Source organism: Pseudomonas sp. NPDC089534 (genome assembly GCF_044749305.1).
GTDB classification, from domain to species: Bacteria; Pseudomonadota; Gammaproteobacteria; order Pseudomonadales; family Pseudomonadaceae; genus Aquipseudomonas; species Aquipseudomonas ekonensis.
Window position 1 is genome coordinate 41281 of sequence record NZ_JBIVHR010000034.1, and the last position, 16449, is coordinate 57729.

A 16449-nucleotide genomic window follows, 5' to 3' on the forward strand; every position below is an offset into this window, starting at 1 on the left:
ACACCCCCCAGCCCCCCCACCGCCGCCGCGCTCGTTCCGCGAAATGGTCGGCCAGACCCATGTGCTCAAGGCTCTGATCAATGCCTTGGACAGCCAGCGGCTGCACCACGCGTACCTGTTCACCGGTACGCGCGGGGTGGGCAAGACCACCATTGCGCGGATCATCGCCAAATGCCTGAACTGTGAGACAGGTATCACTTCCAGCCCGTGCGGCGAGTGTTCGGTGTGCCGCGAGATCGACGAAGGCCGTTTCGTCGACCTGATCGAGATCGACGCCGCGAGCCGCACCAAGGTCGAGGACACCCGCGAACTGCTCGACAACGTGCAGTACGCCCCGAGCCGCGGGCGCTTCAAGGTCTACCTGATCGACGAAGTGCACATGCTCTCCAGCCACTCCTTCAACGCGCTGCTGAAAACGCTCGAGGAGCCGCCGCCCTACGTCAAGTTCATCCTGGCGACCACCGATCCGCAGAAACTTCCGGCAACGATTCTCTCGCGTTGCCTGCAGTTCTCCCTCAAGAACATGACCCCGGAGCGGGTGGTCGAGCACCTGACCCATGTGCTCGGCGCCGAAAACGTACCGTTCGAGGACGATGCCCTGTGGCTGCTGGGCCGCGCGGCGGACGGCTCGATGCGCGACGCCATGAGCCTGACCGACCAGGCCATCGCCTTCGGCGAAGGCAAGGTGCTGGCCGCCGATGTGCGGGCGATGCTCGGCACCCTGGATCACGGCCAGGTCTACGACGTGCTGCATGCGCTGATCGAAGGCGACGCCAAGGCGTTGCTCGAAGCCGTGCGCCATCTGGCCGAACAGGGCCCGGACTGGAACGGCGTGCTGTCGGAGATGCTCAACGTGCTGCACCGGGTGGCCATCGCCCAGGCGTTGCCGGACGGCGTCGACAACGGCCACGGCGACCGTGACCGCGTGCTGTCGCTGGCCCAGGCGCTGCCTGCCGAAGACGTGCAGTTCTACTACCAGATGGGCCTGATCGGTCGCCGCGACCTGCCGCTGGCGCCGGATCCGCGCGGCGGTTTCGAGATGGTGCTGCTGCGGATGCTGGCCTTCCGGCCCGCCGACGCGGCGGACGCCCCGAGGCAAACGCTAAAGCCGGTGGGGATCAGCCAGGCCACAGTTGATTCCGCGAACGCAGTGGCTGCCGCGCCGAAGGCTGCGCCGGCGGCGGTTGCCCCGGCCCCTGAGCCGGCCCCCGCGCCAGCGGCCGTTGCGCCGGTGCCCGCACCTGCGCCTGTCCCGGAACCGGCCCCGGAGCCTGTCCAGGCCGCTCCATCGGTCGCGCCTGAGCCGGAACCCGCCGTCGAGCCCGAACCCGTCGTCGACCTGCCGTGGAACGATCCGGTGGAAGCGGTTCCGGCGCAGCAGCCGGCCGTCGAGCCGGTGCTGGACACCGTCGCCGAGCAGCCGGATCTGCCGCCGGTGCTGTCGCCGACCCCGGACAGCGTGGTGCCGGACGCGCCGGAGTGGGCTTCGGCGGCGATTCCAGAGCCGTCCATGGCCGACGTCGCTGCGGCGACGCCCGGCATGGATGCCGATGACGAGCCGCCGTTGGACGAGGACTACATCGAGCCGGACATGGATTCGGCCTACAGTTACCTTGACGATCTGGCCAGCGAACACGCCGTCGAACCTGCGCCGGAGCCCGAACCCGAGCCTGCGGCAGCGCCGGCCACCGGCCTGGCCCTGCAATGGCTGGAGCTGTTCCCGAAACTGCCGGTCTCCGGCATGACCGGCAGCATCGCCGCCAACTGCACGCTGATCGCGGTCGATGGCGACCATTGGCTGCTGCACCTGGATCCGGCCCACAGCGCGCTGTTCAACGCCACCCAGCAGCGGCGGCTGAACGATGCGCTGAACCAGTACCACGGGCGCACGCTGGGCCTGACCATCGAGCTGATCAAGCCGGAGCAGGAAACGCCTGCCCAGGCGGCGTCCCGGCGCCGTGCCGACCGTCAGCGCGAGGCGGAGGAGTCGATCCACGGCGATCCGTTCATCCAGCAGATGGTGCAGCAGTTCGGCGCGGTCGTTCGGCACGATACTATTGAACCTGTCGATGCCCTGGTCGCCCAGGGCTAACCACTGAAGGCGCCGGGCCGCGAACGCCGGGCGCCGTTTTGATCCAAGTACTTTTGAGGTGATTCCCATGATGAAAGGTGGCATGGCCGGCCTGATGAAGCAGGCGCAGCAGATGCAGGAAAAAATGGCCAAGATGCAGGAAGAGCTGGCCAACGCCGAAGTGTCCGGCAAGGCGGGCGGCGACATGGTGAGCGTGGTCATGACCGGCCGTCACGACCTCAAGCGCGTCAGCATCGACCCGAGCCTGCTGCCGGGCCTGGACGATGACGACCGCGAAGTGATCGAAGACCTGGTGGCCGCCGCCGTCAACGACGCCGTGCGCAAGATCGAAGCCAACAGCCAGGAAAAGATGGGCAGCATGACGGCCGGCATGCAACTGCCGCCGGGCATGAAACTGCCGTTCTGATCGGCTTCGCGCATCGGACGGAACACGAAAATGCCAGGCGCTTGCCTGGCATTTTTGCAGGTGCCGACTTGAAGAGGCGTCCCGGGCCGGCGGGGCCGGACAATTGACGCTGTCCGGAGGCGCGGGTATAAACCGCGTCTCGTTGTTTTGTCGGACTTTTTCCCCATGAGCTTCAGCCCTTTGATTCGCCAACTGATCGACGCCCTGCGAACCTTGCCGGGAGTGGGTCAGAAAACTGCCCAGCGCATGGCGTTGCAGTTGCTCGAACGCGACCGCAGCGGCGGCACGCGTCTGGCCCAGGCGCTGAGCCAGGCCATGGAAGGGGTCGGGCATTGCCGCCAGTGCCGCACGCTGACCGAAGACGACCTGTGCCCGCAATGCGCCGATCCGCGCCGCGACGACACGCTGCTGTGCGTGGTGGAAGGGCCGATGGATGTCTACGCGGTCGAGCAGACCGGGTTCCGCGGGCGCTACTTCGTGCTCAAGGGGCACCTGTCGCCGCTGGACGGCCTGGGCCCTGAGGCTATCGGCATTCCGCAGTTGATGGCGCGCATCGAGGAGGCGGGCACCTTCACCGAAGTCATTCTCGCCACCAACCCGACGGTGGAAGGCGAGGCCACGGCGCACTACATCGCCCAACTGCTGCACAACAAGGGCCTGGTCGCCTCGCGCATCGCCCATGGCGTGCCGTTGGGCGGCGAGCTGGAGCTGGTGGACGGCGGGACGCTGGCCCACTCGTTCGCCGGGCGCAAGCCGATTTCCCTCTGAGATTCGCCATCGCCGGCAGGCTGGCTCCCGCCATGGAGCGGTGGGCACGGCTTCCCTGTGGGAGCCAGCCTGCTGGCGATTGAATCCCCCTCGATCCACCTGACACAAACACAATCCTGTTGAAAACCAAGCAAGCGCTCGGTTAACGTCGGCGAACCTTTCCGTGGAGTTCGCCGATGCCCGCCTTCCAGGAATACTTCGACCCCAGCCACCAGATGATCCGCGACAGCGTCAGACGTTTCGTCGAGCGCGAGATCCTGCCCGACATCGATGCGTGGGAAGAAGCCGAAAGCTTCCCCCGTGAGCTGTACCTGAAGGCTGGCGCCGCCGGCATTCTCGGTATCGGTTACCCCGAGGCGCTGGGCGGCAGCCACGAGGGCGACCTGTTCGCCAAGGTCGCCGCGAGCGAAGAGCTGATGCGCTGCGGCTCCGGCGGGCTGGTGGCGGGCCTCGGTTCTCTGGACATCGGCTTGCCGCCGATTCTCAAGTGGGCTAGGCCCCAAGTGCGTGACCGCGTGGTGCCGGCGGTGCTCAGCGGTGAGAAAATCTGCGCCTTGGCCGTCACCGAGCCCGGCGGCGGATCCGACGTCGCCAACCTGCAGACCCGTGCCGTGCGCGACGGGGACGTCTACCGGGTCAGCGGCAGCAAAACCTTCATCACCAGCGGCGTGCGCGCGGATTGCTACACCGTTGCGGTGCGCACCGGCGCGCCGGGCTTCGGCGGCATCAGCCTGCTGATGATCGAGAAGGGCACACCGGGTTTCACCGTGGGCCGGCAACTGAAGAAGATGGGCTGGTGGGCATCGGACACCGCTGAACTGTTCTTCGACGATTGCCCCGTGCCGGTGGGCAACCTGATCGGGGCCGAGAACATGGGTTTTGCCTGCATCATGGGCAACTTCCAGAGCGAACGGCTGGCCCTGGCGCTGATGGCCAACATGACCTCGCAGATGGCCCTGGAGGACAGCCTGGCCTGGGCCCGGGAGCGTGAGGCGTTCGGCAAGCCCATCGGCAAGTTCCAGGTGATCCGGCACAAGCTGGCCGAGATGGCCACGGCGCTGGAGGTGTCGCGGGAGTTCACCTACCGGCAGGCGGCGAAGATGGCGGCGGGGCGGAGCGTGGTCAAGGAGATTTCCATGGCCAAGAACTTCGCCACGGACACCGCGGACCGCATCACCACCGAAGCGGTGCAGATCCTCGGTGGCCTGGGCTACATGCGCGAGAGCCGGGTGGAGCGGCTGTACCGGGACAACCGGATCCTGTCCATCGGCGGCGGGACGCGGGAAGTGATGAACGAGATCATCGGCAAGCAGATGGGGCTTTGAGGCTGCGGTGCTTCCACAGGGGGACCGCGATCCCCCTGTGGGAGCCAGCCTGCTGGCGATGACGGCCGAACAGGCGCCGCTTACTTGTCGGTCAGGGCGAACTGGGTCAGGCAGAACGTAGGGATCCCCATGTCCTGCAGGCGCTGGGAGCCGCCCAGTTCCGGCAAGTCGATGATCGCCGCCGCCTCGTGCACCCGGGCGCCCATGCGGCGGATCAGGTTGGCCGCTGCGATCAGGGTGCCGCCGGTGGCGATCAGGTCATCGAACATCACCACCGAGTCGCCCTCGCACAGGCTGTCGGCATGCACTTCCAGGAAGGCTTCGCCGTACTCGGTCGCGTAGCCTTCGGCCAGCACGTCGGCCGGCAGCTTGCCTTGCTTGCGGAACAGCACCAGCGGCTTGTTCAGCTGGTAGGCCAGCACCGAACCGATCAGGAACCCGCGCGCATCCATCGCCCCGATGTGGGTGAAGTCGGCTTCCACGTAGCGGTGGGCGAAGCTGTCCATCACCAGGCGCAGGGCGGTCGGGGACTGGAACAGCGGGGTGATGTCGCGAAAGATCACGCCCGGCTTCGGAAAGTCGATCACGGGGCGGATCAGGGATTTGATGTCGAAGGAGTCGAAGGGCATCGTCGAGGTGTCCTGGCAGGGCTGCAAACGGCGCAGTATACCCGCGGCTGAAACGGTTCGCTCGGCCGCGGGTCGAGATCAGCCTTCGATGGAGCCGCCGGCCAGGGCGCAGAGCTGGATCGGGTCGAGGATGTGGATTTCCTTGCCTTCGGCGGCGATCAGTTCGTTCTGCTGGAAGCGGGTGAAGACCCGGGACACGGTTTCCACCGCCAGGCCCAGGTAGTTGCCGATTTCGTTGCGCGACATGCTCAGGCGGAACTGGTTGGCGGAGAAGCCGCGGGCGCGGAAACGCGCCGAGAGGTTGACCAGGAACGTGGCGATGCGCTCGTCGGCGGTCTTTTTCGACAGGAGCAGCATCATTTGCTGGTCGTCGCGGATCTCGCGGCTCATCACCCGCATCAGCTGACGGCGCAGTTGCGGCAGTTGCAGGGCCAGTTCGTCGAGGCGCTCGAACGGGATCTCGCAGACCGACGTGGTCTCCAGGGCCTGGGCGGACACCGGGTGCTTCTCGGTGTCCATGCCCGACAGGCCGACCAGTTCGCTGGGCAGATGGAAACCGGTCAGCTGTTCCTCGCCGGTGTCGCTCAGGCTGAAGGTCTTCAGGGCGCCGGAGCGTACTGCAAAGACGGAATCGAACACGTCGCCCTGGCGGAACAGGAACTCGCCCTTTTTCAGCGGACGGCCGCGTTTGACGATTTCGTCCAGCGCATCCATGTCTTCCAGATTCAGAGAAAGTGGCAGGCAGAGAGGGGCCAGGCTGCAGTCCTTGCAATGGGCCTGGTTGTGAGCGCGCAGTTTAACTGGCTCGGACATTTCTTTGATCCTTGTGGGAAAACACACATAAGGCGTAAGGGTAACTCAGCACAGGACATTCAGGCCAGCCTGTGGCGAGACGGCCCCGGGGATGTAAAGCCCCTGGGCCTGTGGCCGATAACCTGCCATCAGAAGGCATGCAAGGAACCGTTCCGATGGCCGCCATTGGCACGTTGAACCCCGGCAGCAGCGGCGTGGCGCCGTTGCCGGAGGGTGTTAGAGACTCCGTCGGCGCCGAGCCGGAAACCGGGTCGGCGCAGTCGGCAACCCCGACTTTGGTCGAGAGCGTCAAAGTGTCGCTGTCCGGCGCGGCCATCGAGAAATCCGCCGGCGCCGGCGGCGACAACCGAGACATCGAAGAAAGCGGCTTGCCGGAGGACATCCAGCAGTTGCTGAAGATGATCCGCAAACTGCGGCAGCAGATCGCCGAGAAGAACGCGCTCATCAACGCCGTGATGGCCGACAAGTCCCTCTCCAACGAAGAGCGGCTCGCCAAGGTCGCTGCGCTCAAGGGCGCCATCTCCGCCCTGAACAATGGCCTGATCACGGCCAATCTGGCCCTGGCCAAGGCCATGAACCAGTCGGGCCTGAGCCCGGAGCAGACCATGAAAGCCGCCTCGCTGCTGATGAAGGGCTAGATCACCCGGGAAAAGCGCTGGCGGTTCTGCTGTTCCAGATACGCGTCGAACACCATGCACACCGAACGCACCAGCAGGCGGCCGGCGGGCAGCACGTTGATGCGCTCGCTGTCCAGCTCGATCAGGCCGTCCCGGGCCATGTCTTGCAGCTGCGGCCAGAGCGCGCCGAAGTAGCCTTGGAAGTCGATGTTGAAGGCGCGTTCGATGTCGGCGAAGCCCAGGCTGAAATTGCAGATCAACTGCTGGATCACCGCCCGGCGCAGACGGTCGTCGGCATTGCAGACCAGGCCGCGGCTGGTGGCCAGTTGGGCGCCGGCCAGGGTGTTCTGGTACTGGTTCAGGTCGCTGCTGTTCTGGCAGTACAGATCGCCCACCTGGCTGATCGCCGAGACGCCCAGGCCGATCAGGTCGCAATGGCCGTGGGTGGTGTAGCCCTGAAAGTTGCGCTGCAGGGTCGACTCTTCCTGGGCCACCGCCAGTTCGTCGTCGGGCAGGGCGAAGTGGTCCATGCCGATGTAGCGGTAGCCGGCGGCGGTCAGTTGCTCGATGCTGCGTTGCAGCATCTCCAGTTTCTGCGCCGGGCTCGGCAGTTCGTTGCCGTTGATCCGCCGCTGGGGCATGAAGCGCTCCGGCAGGTGCGCGTAGTTGAACACCGAGAGCCGGTCCGGCTGCAGGTTGATGACTTCCTCGACCGTGCGGGCGAAGTTGTCCGGGGTCTGCTTCGGCAGGCCGTAGATCAGGTCGATGTTGATCGAGCGAAATTGCAGGGTGCGCGCCGCATCGATCACCGCGCGGGTTTCCTCCAGGCTCTGCAGGCGGTTGACCGCCCGCTGCACGGCCGGGTCGAGGTCCTGCAGGCCGATGCTGACCCGGTTGAAGCCCAGCTCGCGCAAAAGGCCCATGGTCGACCAGTCGGCTTCGCGGGGGTCGATCTCGATGCCGTAGTCGCCGGAATCGTCGTCCAGCAGGTTGAAGTGCTTGCGCAGGTGCGCCATCAGTTGGCGCAGCTCGTCATGGCTGAGGAAGGTCGGGGTGCCGCCGCCGAAGTGCAGCTGCTCGACCTTCTGCGCAGGGTCCAGGTGACAGGCGATCAGTTGGATTTCCTGCTCCAGGCGTTGCAGGTAGGGCAGCGCGCGGCCGCGGTCCTTGGTGATGACTTTGTTGCAGGCGCAGTAGTAGCAGATGTTCGCGCAGAACGGCACGTGCACATACAGCGACAACGGGCGCAGGGCCTTGCGGCTGTCGCGCAGGGCGTGGAACAGGTCGAAGGTGCCGACCTGACTGTTGAATTGCACGGCCGTCGGGTACGAGGTGTAGCGCGGCCCCGCCAGGTCGTAGCGGCGGATCAAATCGGTGTCCCAACGAATGGCGTCGAGCATGCGGGCATTCCCCCGGATAGGCTGGCAGTGTCGGCGAGTCTAGGGGAGACGGCGAGGGGGCATCTTGATTTGCATCAAAGCCGGTCGGAACCTGTGGCGAGGGAGCTTGCTCCCGCCGGGCTGCGCAGCAGCCCCAAATAAAGAAGGGCCGCTGCGCGCCCCAGCGGGAGCAAGCTCCCTCGCCACTTAGTGGCCCATCAGCCAGTGCTGATGCGGGCCGGGCAGGGTCCAGACGCCGAACAGCAGCACCAGCAAGCCGCCCGCCATCCGCACGCTGCGCTGGCGCAGCAGCGCGGTGACCCGTTCGGCGGCCAGGCCCGTGGCCAGCAGCACCGGCCAGGTGCCGAGCCCGAAGGCGAGCATCAGCAGCGCGCTGTCCAGCGCATTGCCCTGGCTGGCCGACCACAGCAGGGTGCTGTAGACCAGCCCGCAGGGCAGCCAGCCCCACAGCGCCCCGAGCAGCAGGGCGCGGGGCAGGCTCGACACCGGCAGCAACCGGTTGGCCACCGGCTGGATATGGCGCCACAGCCCGCGGCCGAGGCTCTCGATGCGGGTCAGGCCGCTCCACCAGCCGGCGAGGTACAGCCCCATGGCGATCAGCAGCAGCCCGGCCAGCACCCGCATGAACAGCGCGGCGGGGCTGTTGGCCACGGCCCAGCCGGCCAGCCCGATCAGCAGGCCGGCGGCGGCGTAGCTCAGGATGCGGCCGAGGTTGTAGGCCAGCAGCAGGCGAAAGCGCCGGCTGCGCTGTTCCTTGGGGATCGCCAGGGTCAACGCGCCCATCAGGCCGCCGCACATCCCCAGGCAATGCCCGCCGCCCAACAGGCCGAGGATCAGCGCAGACACCAGCAGCGGCGCAAGCTCAAGCATGGGGCGGGGCCTTGTCGTCCGGCGGGGTCGCCTTGGCTTCGTCCACCGCCGCGGTGTGGTTCGGATCCTGGTCGTCGAACAGGATGCTGTGGGCCGGGCCGTCGAGGTCGTCGTACTGGCCGCTGTCCACCGCCCAGAAGAAGATGTACACGGCGATGGCCACGATCAGCAGTGCGGCCGGGATCATTACGTAAAGAGCTGGCATCTGTACTCCATGCCCGCGCGGCTCAGGCCGGCAGCGGGCGGGTTTCTGGCGTGGCGTGCACGGCCGGCGCGCCCGGCAGGCGGGTCAGGCGCAGGGCGTTGAGCACCACGGTCAGCGAACTGATCGACATGCCGACCGCCGCCCATACCGGGGTGATCCAGCCGAGGGCGGCGAACGGCAACATGAGCCCATTGTACAGCGCGGCCCACAGCAGGTTCTCGATGATCACCCGGCGCGTGCGGCGGGCCAGGGTGAAGGCCTGCACCAAAGCGTCCAGGCGGTTGGACAGCAGCACCGCGTCGGCGCTGGTCTTTGCCAGGTCCGTGGCCGAGCCCATGGCCACGCTGATGTCGGCGGCGGCCAGCACCGGCACGTCGTTGACCCCGTCGCCGAGCATCAGCACCTTGCGGCCTTCCTTGTGCAACTGTTGCAGCACCTGCAGCTTGTCGTCCGGGCGCAGGCCGCCGCGGGCCTCGTCGATGCCCAGCTCGGCGGCCACGCCGGCGACCATCGGCGAACTGTCGCCGGACAGCAGCAGCGTGCGCCAGCCCCGTGCCTTGCACGCGGCCAGCAAGGCCGGCGCATCGGCGCGCAGGCGGTCGTCCAGGACAAACCAGGCCAGCGGCCCCTGGGTGTCGCCCAGCAGCAGCCACTGGCCGGGCTCGTCCGGCATCGGCGGCACGCCGGCGCCGCTCAGGCCGCAGACGAATCCGGCCTGGCCGATCCGCAGCCGCTGTTCGCCGACCCGGCCTTCAAGGCCCAGCCCCGGCAGGCTGTGGACTTCCTCGGCGGCCTGCGGGGCGCGGCCGAAGGCCCGGGCGATCGGGTGTTCCGAGCGGTTCTCCAGGGCGGCGGCGAGGCTCAGGCATCGGTCGCCGTCCAGCGTGCCGAGGGGGCGCACCGAGCGCAGCATCAGGCGTCCCTCGGTGAGGGTGCCGGTCTTGTCGAAGATCACCGTGTCGATCTGGTTGAGGCCTTCAAGCACATGGCCGCGGGTCAGCAGCAGGCCGAGCTTGTGCAGGGTGCCGGTGGCGGCGGTGAGCGCGGTCGGCGTGGCCAGGGACAGCGCGCAGGGGCAGGTCGCGACCAGCATCGCGAGTACGATCCAGAAGGCCCGCGACGCATCCAGCTCCCACCACAGCAAGCCGATGGCGGCTGCGGCGATCAACGACAGCAGCAGGAACCATTGGGCGGCGCGGTCGGCGATTTCCGCCAGCCGGGGCTTTTCGGCCTGGGCGCGGTCGAGCAGGCGGACAATGGCCGACAGCCGGGTGTCCTGGCCCAGGGCCTGCACCTGCACGGTCAGCGCGCCCTCGACATTGAGGGTGCCGGCGGTGACCGCGTCGCCCACGCTGCGCGCCTGCGGCAGGTATTCGCCGGTCAGCAGCGACTCGTCGACGCTGGAACGGCCGTCGAGGATCCTGCCGTCCGCCGGCAGCACCGCGCCGGGCGGCACCAGCACATGGTCGCCCAGGCACAGTTCGCTGAGCAGGATGCGCTCGCTCTGTCCGGCGGCGTCAAGCCGCAGGCACGAGGCCGGCAGCAGGTTCACCAGTTGCGCGGTGGCGGCGGCGGTGCGTTCCCGGGCGCGGCGTTCGAGGTAGCGTCCGGCGAGCAGGAACAGGGCGAACATGCCCACCGCGTCGAAATACAGTTCGCCGACCCCGGTGATCGAGGTCCAGATCCCGGCGACGTAGGCCGCGCCGATGGCCAGCGACACCGAGACGTCCATGGTCAGGTGGCGGGTGCGCAGGTCGCGCATGGCGCCCTTGAAGAACGGCGCGCAGCTGTAGAACACGATGGGCGTGGTGAGGAACAGCGCGACCCAGCGCAGGATGGTGTGCAGTTCGGGGCTGAGGTCGATGTTGAACTCCGGCCAGGTGGCCATCGTCGCCATCATCGCCTGGAACCACAGCAGGCCGGCGACGCCGAGCTGGCGCAGGGCCCGGCGGTTTTCGTCGGCCAACTGCTCGCTGGCGCGGTCGGGCTGGTACGGGTGCGCGGCGTAACCGATCTGGCGCAGTTCGGCGAGGATCCGGCTCAGCGGCAGTTGCGCGTCGGCCCAGCGCACGTGCAGGCGATGGTTGGACAGGTTCAGGCGCGCCTCGGCCACGGCCGGCAGCGTGCGCAGGTGTTTCTCGATCAGCCAGCCGCAGGCGGCGCAACTGATGCCTTCCATCAGCAGCGTGGTTTCCGCCAGCTCGCCTTCGTGGCGCACGAACGGTTGCTGCACGTCGGCGCGGTCGTACAGCGCCAGTTCGTCCACCAGTTGCACCGGCAGCGCCTCGGGGTTGGCCGAGGCTTCGCTGCGGTGCCGGTAGTAGCTGTCCAGGCCGCCGGCGACGATGGCCTCGGCCACGGCCTGGCAGCCGGGACAGCAGAACTCGCGGGACTCCCCGAGCACGACGGCGGTGAAGCGGCTGCCGGACGGGACGGGCAGGGCGCAGTGGTAGCAGGGGAGTGGGGTGGTCATGTGTGTTGCCATGCAATCGTGTTGTGGCGAGGGCGCTTGCTCGGTCGTAACCTGTGGCGAGGGAGCTTGCTCCCGCTGGGGCGCGCAGCGGCCCTCCTTTTTTGGGGCTGCTGCACAGCCCAGCGGGAGCAAGCTCCCTCGCCACGGCGCAGCCTTTTACTTGTCCAGGTCTTCCGCGCCTTGCAGCGGCTCGTCGCCCAGCAGCAGGTCCTTGTCGTGGCTGACCAGCTCTTCTTCGAACATGCGCCAGACGTGGTCGTCCTGGCTGCCGAGCAGCTCGACGAACCGGCGTCCTTCGATCTTGTCCGCGAGTTGGCCGATGTAGCGGCCGTTCTCGGCCTCGCTGCGGGTCAGGACGATCTTGCGGTCCTTTTCCGGCTGGGTCGGCGAGATCAGGTTCAGCTCCAGGGTCTTGGGCTGGCTGTTGCCGCTCAGGCGCAGGTCGACCTCACCGGTGACGCCGTCCAGGTGCACGCTGGCGCGCAGGTTCAGGGTCTGGGCCAGCAGCTCGCGGTCCAGCGAACGGTTGATGCCTTTGCCGGCCTCGTAGTAGTTGTCGTTGACCAGGTTGTCCGGGTGGTTCACCGCGATGGTCACCATGGACAGGGTCAGGGTCACCGAGCAGGCCAGGATCCCGATGATGATCCAGGGCCAGAGGTGCTTGTACCATGGGCTTGCGGCAGTGGCTGCGGGCATGTTCACTTCTCTCAACGGTTTTGTGGGCCGATGAATCGGCTCTTGGCTTCAACGTGGACGCTGTCGTCATCGGCGTCCTTGAGGATGAATTTCACCTCGTTGGTGCTCGACGGCAGTTGCTCCGGTGCGCTCGACAGCTCCACCGGCATGCTGAAGATTTCCCCGGCTGGCACCTTGATCTCGCGCTTGCCCTGCAGGCGCAGGTCCGGCAGGCCGGCGGCCTCCAGCACGTAGGTGTGGTCGCGCTGATCCTTGTTCATGATCTTCAGGCTGTAGACGTTCTCGATCCGGCCTTCGGCGTTCTCGCGGTACAGCACGCGGTCCTTGCTGACGTCGAACCCGACCAGCGAGCGCATGAAGAACGCAGTCACCAGCAGGCTGATCATGGCCAGCAGCACCACGGCGTAGCCGATCAGGCGCGGCCGCAGCTTGTGGGTCTTCTGCCCGGACAGGTTGTGCTCGGTGGTGTAGCTGATGAGGCCGCGCGGATAGTCCATCTTGTCCATGATGCTGTCGCAGGCATCGATGCACGCGGCGCAGCCGATGCATTCGATCTGCAGGCCGTCGCGGATGTCGATGCCGGTCGGGCAGACCTGGACGCACATGGTGCAGTCGATGCAGTCGCCCAGGCCCTGGGCCTTGTAGTCCGCGCCTTTCTTGCGCGGGCCGCGGCCTTCGCCCCGGCGCGGGTCGTAGGAGACGATCAGGGTGTCCTTGTCGAACATCACGCTCTGGAAGCGGGCGTACGGGCACATGTAGATGCACACCTGCTCGCGCAGCCAGCCGGCGTTGCCGTAGGTGGCGAGGGTGAAGAAACCGACCCAGAAGTACGACCAGCCGTCGGCCTGGCCGGTGAAGAACTCGAACACCAGTTCGCGGATCGGCGAGAAGTAGCCGACGAAGGTCATGCCGGTGACGAAGCCGATCAACAGCCACAGCGAATGCTTGGCGAACTTGCGCAGGAACTTGTTGGCGCCCATGGGGGCCTTGTCCAGTTTGATGCGCTGGTTGCGGTCGCCTTCGGTGACCTTTTCGCACCACATGAAGATCCATGTCCACACGCTTTGCGGGCAGGTGTAGCCGCACCAGACGCGTCCGGCGTACACGGTGATGAAGAACAGGCCGAACGCGGCGATGATCAGCATGCCCGACAGCAGGATGAAGTCCTGGGGCCAGAAGGTCGCGCCGAAGATGAAGAACTTGCGCTCCGGCAGGTTCCACCACACGGCCTGATGACCGCCCCAGTCGAGCCAGACCGTGCCGAAGTACAGCAGGAACAGCACGGTGCCGCCCATCATCCGCAGGTTGCGGAACAGGCCGGTGAAGGCGCGGGTGTAGATCTTTTCTCGTGAGGCGTAAAGGTCGACGCTGGTGCTTGCGTTCTTGTTGGGGGGCGTGACGTCGTGTACCGGAATCTGGTTGCTCATCATTGCATCCCACGGCAGTGGAAAAATGCCTCGGTCGATGCGTGCCGACCGGGGTCAGAAAGGGGTGTCGCAGTGGCCCAATGATACGCCTGTCGCTCTGGCTCAAGGGTGCGACCTTTGGTCGCGTTGGGGAAAAATCTTGAATGGTGTAGCGAATGCAGCAAAGCATGATGCAGGTCAATTGACTATAGACGATAACGTCTGTCGACCTGGCGGTTGCCGGTGGAGCGCAGCACAGGTGCCGCGCTCTGTTGATCCCTGAAGCGATCAAGGAAGGCGACCGCCTCCCAGGCTGTCGAGCCCGCTGCTGTGGGGTTTCTTGCGGGGAGGTTTTCGGGGTTCGTCGCTGTGTGCCCGGAAGGAAAGGGCGCTGTACTCCACCTTGGCTTCGATCAGGGGTTCAGGCCCTGGGTTCGGGATGTCGGTGTCTGCCGTTGAGGGTGTCTTGCGTCGGGTCATCGAGGTGCTTCCTTGCAGCTTGATTGATGGGGGTCGAATGTGGGTGCCGGCCCGCCATCCGACGACGGAAGCTATCGTCTTTGCCGGTTCGGGCCCAATCAATTTGGGTTGCGAAATGTAAGGGAATTGCAGGCCGGTGAGCGCGCCACCCAGCGGTGACCGCTGCCGAAAACGAAAAGCCCCGCCAGGGATCTGGCGGGGCTTTTTGTTGCAGCATGCGTCGGGATTACTCGGCCTGGGTTTCCGGCGCTTTTTCACCGTGGGACAGGCTGTAGACGTAGGCGGCCAGCAGGTGCACCTTGTCGTTGCCTTGCAGCTGTTCCTGGGCAGGCATCTGGCCCTGGCGGCCGTAGCGGATGGTCTGCTGCAGTTGGGCGAAGCTCGAACCGTAGATGAACGCCGCCGGGTGGGTCAGGTTGGGCGCGCCCATGGCAGGAGTGCCTTTGCCTTCCGGACCGTGGCAGGCCACGCAGTTGGCGGCGAACAGCTTCTGGCCGTTGGCCGGGTCGGCCTTGGTGCCTTCAGGCAGTTTGCGCCCGTCGAGGTTGGTCAGCACGAACGCGGCCACGTCGGCCACGCCTTGCTCGCCGATCACGTCGGCCCAAGCCGGCATCACCGCGTGGCGACCGCCCATGATGGTGGTCTTGATGGTTTCCGGTTCGCCGCCCCAGCGCCAGTCGGCGTCGGTCAGGTTCGGGAAGCCGTAGGCGCCCTTGGCGTCGGAGCCGTGGCAGACCGAGCAGTTGGAGGCGAACAGGCGGCCGCCCATCTTCAGGGCCTGCGGATCCTTGGCCACTTCTTCGATCGGCATGGCGGCGAACTTGGCGAAGATCGGACCGAACTTGGCGTCCGAACGGGCCATTTCCTTCTCCCATTCGTGGACGCCGGTCCAGCCGGTCTGGCCGTTGGCGAACGCGGTCTGCTTCTCGGTGTCGAGGTAGTTGTAGCCCGGCAGCAGGCCTTTCCAGTTGCCCAGGCCCGGGTACAGCACCAGGTAGCCCAAGGCGAAGACGATGGTGCCCACGAACAGCATGAACCACCATTTGGGCAGCGGGTTGTCGTACTCTTCGATCCCGTCGAAAGAGTGGCCGACGGTCTCGTCGGTCTGCTCGGCGCGCTGGCCCTTGCGGGTCGACAGCAGCAGCCAAGTCAGGGAAAAGATCGTACCGAGACTGAGGACTGTGACGTACAGACTCCAGAATGTAGTCATTCTTTGTTACTCCTAGAAGCTTGCTCGACGTGCTTGATGGCTTCGGGATCATCCGCGAAAGGCAGCAAGGTAGCGTCTTCGAACTCCGACTTGCGCTTGGGGCTGAACACCCACAGCGCCAGACCGATGAAGGCCACCATCACGACAACGGTGCCCAGGCCGCGAATCATCCCGATATCCATGAAGAATCACCGTTTGCTTTTGATGATGGTGCCCAGGCCTTGCAGATAGGCCACCAGCGCGTCCATTTCGGTCTTGCCTTTGACGGCATCCTTCGCACCGGCGATGTCTTCGTCGGTGTAAGGGACGCCGAGCGAGCGCAGGACCTCCATTTTCTTGGCAGTGTCTTTGCCGTCGAGCTTGTTTTCCACGAGGAACGGGTAGGCTGGCATCTTCGACTCGGGAACGACGTTGCGCGGGTTGTACAGGTGCGCACGTTGCCAGTCGTCGGAGTAGCGGCCGCCGACGCGGGCCAGGTCCGGGCCGGTGCGCTTGGAGCCCCACAGGAACGGGTGGTCCCAGACGCTTTCGCCGGCGACGGAGTAGTGACCGTAGCGTTCGGTTTCGGCACGGAACGGACGGATCATCTGCGAGTGGCAGCCGACGCATCCGTTGGCGATGTAGACGTCGCGGCCTTCCAGTTCAAGGGCGGTGTAGGGCTTCATGCCTTCGACCGGCTTGTTGGTGACATCCTGGAAAAACAGCGGGACGATCTGGGTCAGGCCGCCGACGCTGACGGCGATGACCATGAAGAAGGCCAGCAGGCCAATGTTCTTCTCAACGGCTTCATGCTTCATCAGTGAGCTCCAACGACAGCGATCTTGGCGGCGGCTTCGGCTTCAGCCGGGTTCGAGGCGCGCACGGTGCGCCATACGTTGTACGCCATCAGCAGCATGCCGCTGGCGAAGAACGCACCGCCCAGGGCGCGGACGATGAAGCCCGGATGGCTGGCCTGCAGCGCTTCGACGAACGAGTAGGTGAGGGTGCCGTCGTCGTTGATCGCACGCCACATCAGGCCCTGGGTGATGCCGTTGACCCACATCGAGGCGATGTAGAGCA

16 protein-coding genes and 1 pseudogene are annotated in these 16449 nt (G+C 66.1%); 5 read left to right on the forward strand and 12 right to left on the reverse strand.

Translation table 11 applies throughout. The features are described 5' to 3' along the window. The first annotated feature begins 43 nt into the window (after positions 1-43). The 4 genes from dnaX to ACIP0B_RS13115 all read left to right on the forward strand — a co-directional run bounded on the left by dnaX (position 44) and on the right by ACIP0B_RS13115 (position 4591). Entirely contained in the window at positions 44-2092 is a 2049-nt protein-coding gene (gene dnaX, locus ACIP0B_RS13100; RefSeq protein ID WP_400832438.1) for a DNA polymerase III subunit gamma/tau, read from the forward strand. Between the two features lie 67 nt (positions 2093-2159). Next, a complete protein-coding gene (locus ACIP0B_RS13105; protein WP_400832413.1) occupies positions 2160-2498 on the forward strand; it encodes a YbaB/EbfC family nucleoid-associated protein in 339 nt (112 codons plus the stop codon). 165 nt (positions 2499-2663) lie between these two features. Next, positions 2664-3266 (forward strand): recombination mediator RecR, encoded by a 603-nt coding sequence (recR, locus tag ACIP0B_RS13110; RefSeq protein ID WP_085577570.1) that lies wholly within the window; start codon positions 2664-2666, stop codon positions 3264-3266. Positions 3267-3442: 176 nt separating this feature from the next. Next, on the forward strand, positions 3443-4591 hold the full coding sequence (locus ACIP0B_RS13115; RefSeq protein WP_400832415.1) for an acyl-CoA dehydrogenase family protein: 1149 nt from the start codon (positions 3443-3445) through the stop codon (positions 4589-4591). A gap of 80 nt (positions 4592-4671) precedes the next feature. Here ACIP0B_RS13115 and ACIP0B_RS13120 read toward each other — a convergent pair whose 3' ends face one another. Together ACIP0B_RS13120 and fnr are read right to left on the reverse strand one after the other, a co-directional pair. Beyond that, on the reverse strand, positions 4672-5220 hold the full coding sequence (locus ACIP0B_RS13120; RefSeq protein WP_400832418.1) for an adenine phosphoribosyltransferase: 549 nt from the start codon (positions 5218-5220) through the stop codon (positions 4672-4674). A gap of 78 nt (positions 5221-5298) precedes the next feature. Beyond that, complete coding sequence (fnr, locus tag ACIP0B_RS13125; protein WP_085577567.1) at positions 5299-6033, reverse strand: fumarate/nitrate reduction transcriptional regulator Fnr; 735 nt, start codon at positions 6031-6033, stop codon at positions 5299-5301. Between the two features lie 155 nt (positions 6034-6188). Here fnr and ACIP0B_RS13130 point away from each other — a divergent pair, with 155 nt between their 5' ends. After that, positions 6189-6671: a hypothetical protein gene (locus ACIP0B_RS13130; RefSeq protein WP_400832420.1), complete on the forward strand. Its 483-nt coding sequence runs from the start codon at positions 6189-6191 to the stop codon at positions 6669-6671. Here ACIP0B_RS13130 and hemN read toward each other — a convergent pair. From hemN to ACIP0B_RS13180, 10 genes and pseudogenes are all read right to left on the reverse strand, one after another. Beyond that, a complete protein-coding gene (gene hemN / locus ACIP0B_RS13135) occupies positions 6668-8050 on the reverse strand; it encodes an oxygen-independent coproporphyrinogen III oxidase (RefSeq protein WP_400832423.1) in 1383 nt (460 codons plus the stop codon). The two genes, ACIP0B_RS13130 and hemN, sit on opposite strands and share 4 nt — an antisense overlap. A gap of 186 nt (positions 8051-8236) precedes the next feature. Next, a complete protein-coding gene (locus tag ACIP0B_RS13140) occupies positions 8237-8920 on the reverse strand; it encodes a sulfite exporter TauE/SafE family protein (RefSeq protein WP_400832424.1) in 684 nt (227 codons plus the stop codon). Then, the gene (gene ccoS, locus ACIP0B_RS13145; RefSeq protein ID WP_085631377.1) at positions 8913-9125 is read right to left on the reverse strand and encodes a cbb3-type cytochrome oxidase assembly protein CcoS; all 213 of its coding nucleotides are present in this window, start codon (positions 9123-9125) and stop codon (positions 8913-8915) included. Before ccoS ends, ACIP0B_RS13140 begins: the two co-directional genes overlap by 8 nt. 22 nt (positions 9126-9147) lie before the next feature. Then, a complete protein-coding gene (locus ACIP0B_RS13150; RefSeq protein ID WP_400832427.1) occupies positions 9148-11598 on the reverse strand; it encodes a heavy metal translocating P-type ATPase in 2451 nt (816 codons plus the stop codon). 156 nt (positions 11599-11754) lie between these two features. Continuing rightward, positions 11755-12294, reverse strand: a complete 540-nt coding sequence (locus tag ACIP0B_RS13155; protein ID WP_217892904.1) for a FixH family protein — start codon at positions 12292-12294, stop codon at positions 11755-11757. An 11-nt stretch (positions 12295-12305) separates the two neighbouring features. Continuing rightward, entirely contained in the window at positions 12306-13721 is a 1416-nt protein-coding gene (gene ccoG / locus ACIP0B_RS13160) for a cytochrome c oxidase accessory protein CcoG (protein WP_400832429.1), read from the reverse strand. Between the two features lie 685 nt (positions 13722-14406). After that, positions 14407-15390 carry a cytochrome-c oxidase, cbb3-type subunit III gene (gene ccoP, locus ACIP0B_RS13165; RefSeq protein WP_085577561.1) on the reverse strand — a complete coding sequence of 328 codons (984 nt, stop codon included), beginning with the start codon at positions 15388-15390 and terminating at the stop codon, positions 14407-14409. Next, positions 15387-15572, reverse strand: coding sequence for a CcoQ/FixQ family Cbb3-type cytochrome c oxidase assembly chaperone (locus ACIP0B_RS13170; RefSeq protein WP_003175465.1), 186 nt, complete (start codon positions 15570-15572; stop codon positions 15387-15389). The genes ccoP and ACIP0B_RS13170 overlap by 4 nt, the downstream gene beginning before the upstream one ends. Before the next feature lie 6 nt (positions 15573-15578). Then, on the reverse strand, positions 15579-16187 hold the full coding sequence (ccoO, locus tag ACIP0B_RS13175) for a cytochrome-c oxidase, cbb3-type subunit II (RefSeq protein ID WP_400832432.1): 609 nt from the start codon (positions 16185-16187) through the stop codon (positions 15579-15581). Continuing rightward, positions 16187-16449, reverse strand: a pseudogene (locus ACIP0B_RS13180) (cytochrome C oxidase Cbb3); the annotation flags it as partial. The pseudogene ACIP0B_RS13180 and the gene ccoO, both read right to left, overlap by 1 nt.

Bases quoted from the DNA above. Each gene is read 5' to 3' on its own strand.
- ccoP (WP_085577561.1), bottom strand. From the start codon at position 15,390: ATGACTACATTCTGGAGTCTGTACGTCACAGTCCTCAGTCTCGGTACG.
- ACIP0B_RS13150 (WP_400832427.1), bottom strand. From the start codon at position 11,598: ATGACCACCCCACTCCCCTGCTACCACTGCGCCCTGCCCGTCCCGTCC.
- fnr (WP_085577567.1), bottom strand. From the start codon at position 6,033: ATGTCCGAGCCAGTTAAACTGCGCGCTCACAACCAGGCCCATTGCAAG.
- ccoG (WP_400832429.1), bottom strand. From the start codon at position 13,721: ATGAGCAACCAGATTCCGGTACACGACGTCACGCCCCCCAACAAGAAC.
- ccoO (WP_400832432.1), bottom strand. From the start codon at position 16,187: ATGAAGCATGAAGCCGTTGAGAAGAACATTGGCCTGCTGGCCTTCTTC.
- ACIP0B_RS13105 (WP_400832413.1), top strand. From the start codon at position 2,160: ATGATGAAAGGTGGCATGGCCGGCCTGATGAAGCAGGCGCAGCAGATG.
- ACIP0B_RS13130 (WP_400832420.1), top strand. From the start codon at position 6,189: ATGGCCGCCATTGGCACGTTGAACCCCGGCAGCAGCGGCGTGGCGCCG.
- ACIP0B_RS13115 (WP_400832415.1), top strand. From the start codon at position 3,443: ATGCCCGCCTTCCAGGAATACTTCGACCCCAGCCACCAGATGATCCGC.
- ACIP0B_RS13155 (WP_217892904.1), bottom strand. From the start codon at position 12,294: ATGCCCGCAGCCACTGCCGCAAGCCCATGGTACAAGCACCTCTGGCCC.
- recR (WP_085577570.1), top strand. From the start codon at position 2,664: ATGAGCTTCAGCCCTTTGATTCGCCAACTGATCGACGCCCTGCGAACC.
- dnaX (WP_400832438.1), top strand. From the start codon at position 44: ATGGTCGGCCAGACCCATGTGCTCAAGGCTCTGATCAATGCCTTGGAC.
- ACIP0B_RS13120 (WP_400832418.1), bottom strand. From the start codon at position 5,220: ATGCCCTTCGACTCCTTCGACATCAAATCCCTGATCCGCCCCGTGATC.
- ccoS (WP_085631377.1), bottom strand. From the start codon at position 9,125: ATGCCAGCTCTTTACGTAATGATCCCGGCCGCACTGCTGATCGTGGCC.
- hemN (WP_400832423.1), bottom strand. From the start codon at position 8,050: ATGCTCGACGCCATTCGTTGGGACACCGATTTGATCCGCCGCTACGAC.
- ACIP0B_RS13170 (WP_003175465.1), bottom strand. From the start codon at position 15,572: ATGGATATCGGGATGATTCGCGGCCTGGGCACCGTTGTCGTGATGGTG.
- ACIP0B_RS13140 (WP_400832424.1), bottom strand. From the start codon at position 8,920: ATGCTTGAGCTTGCGCCGCTGCTGGTGTCTGCGCTGATCCTCGGCCTG.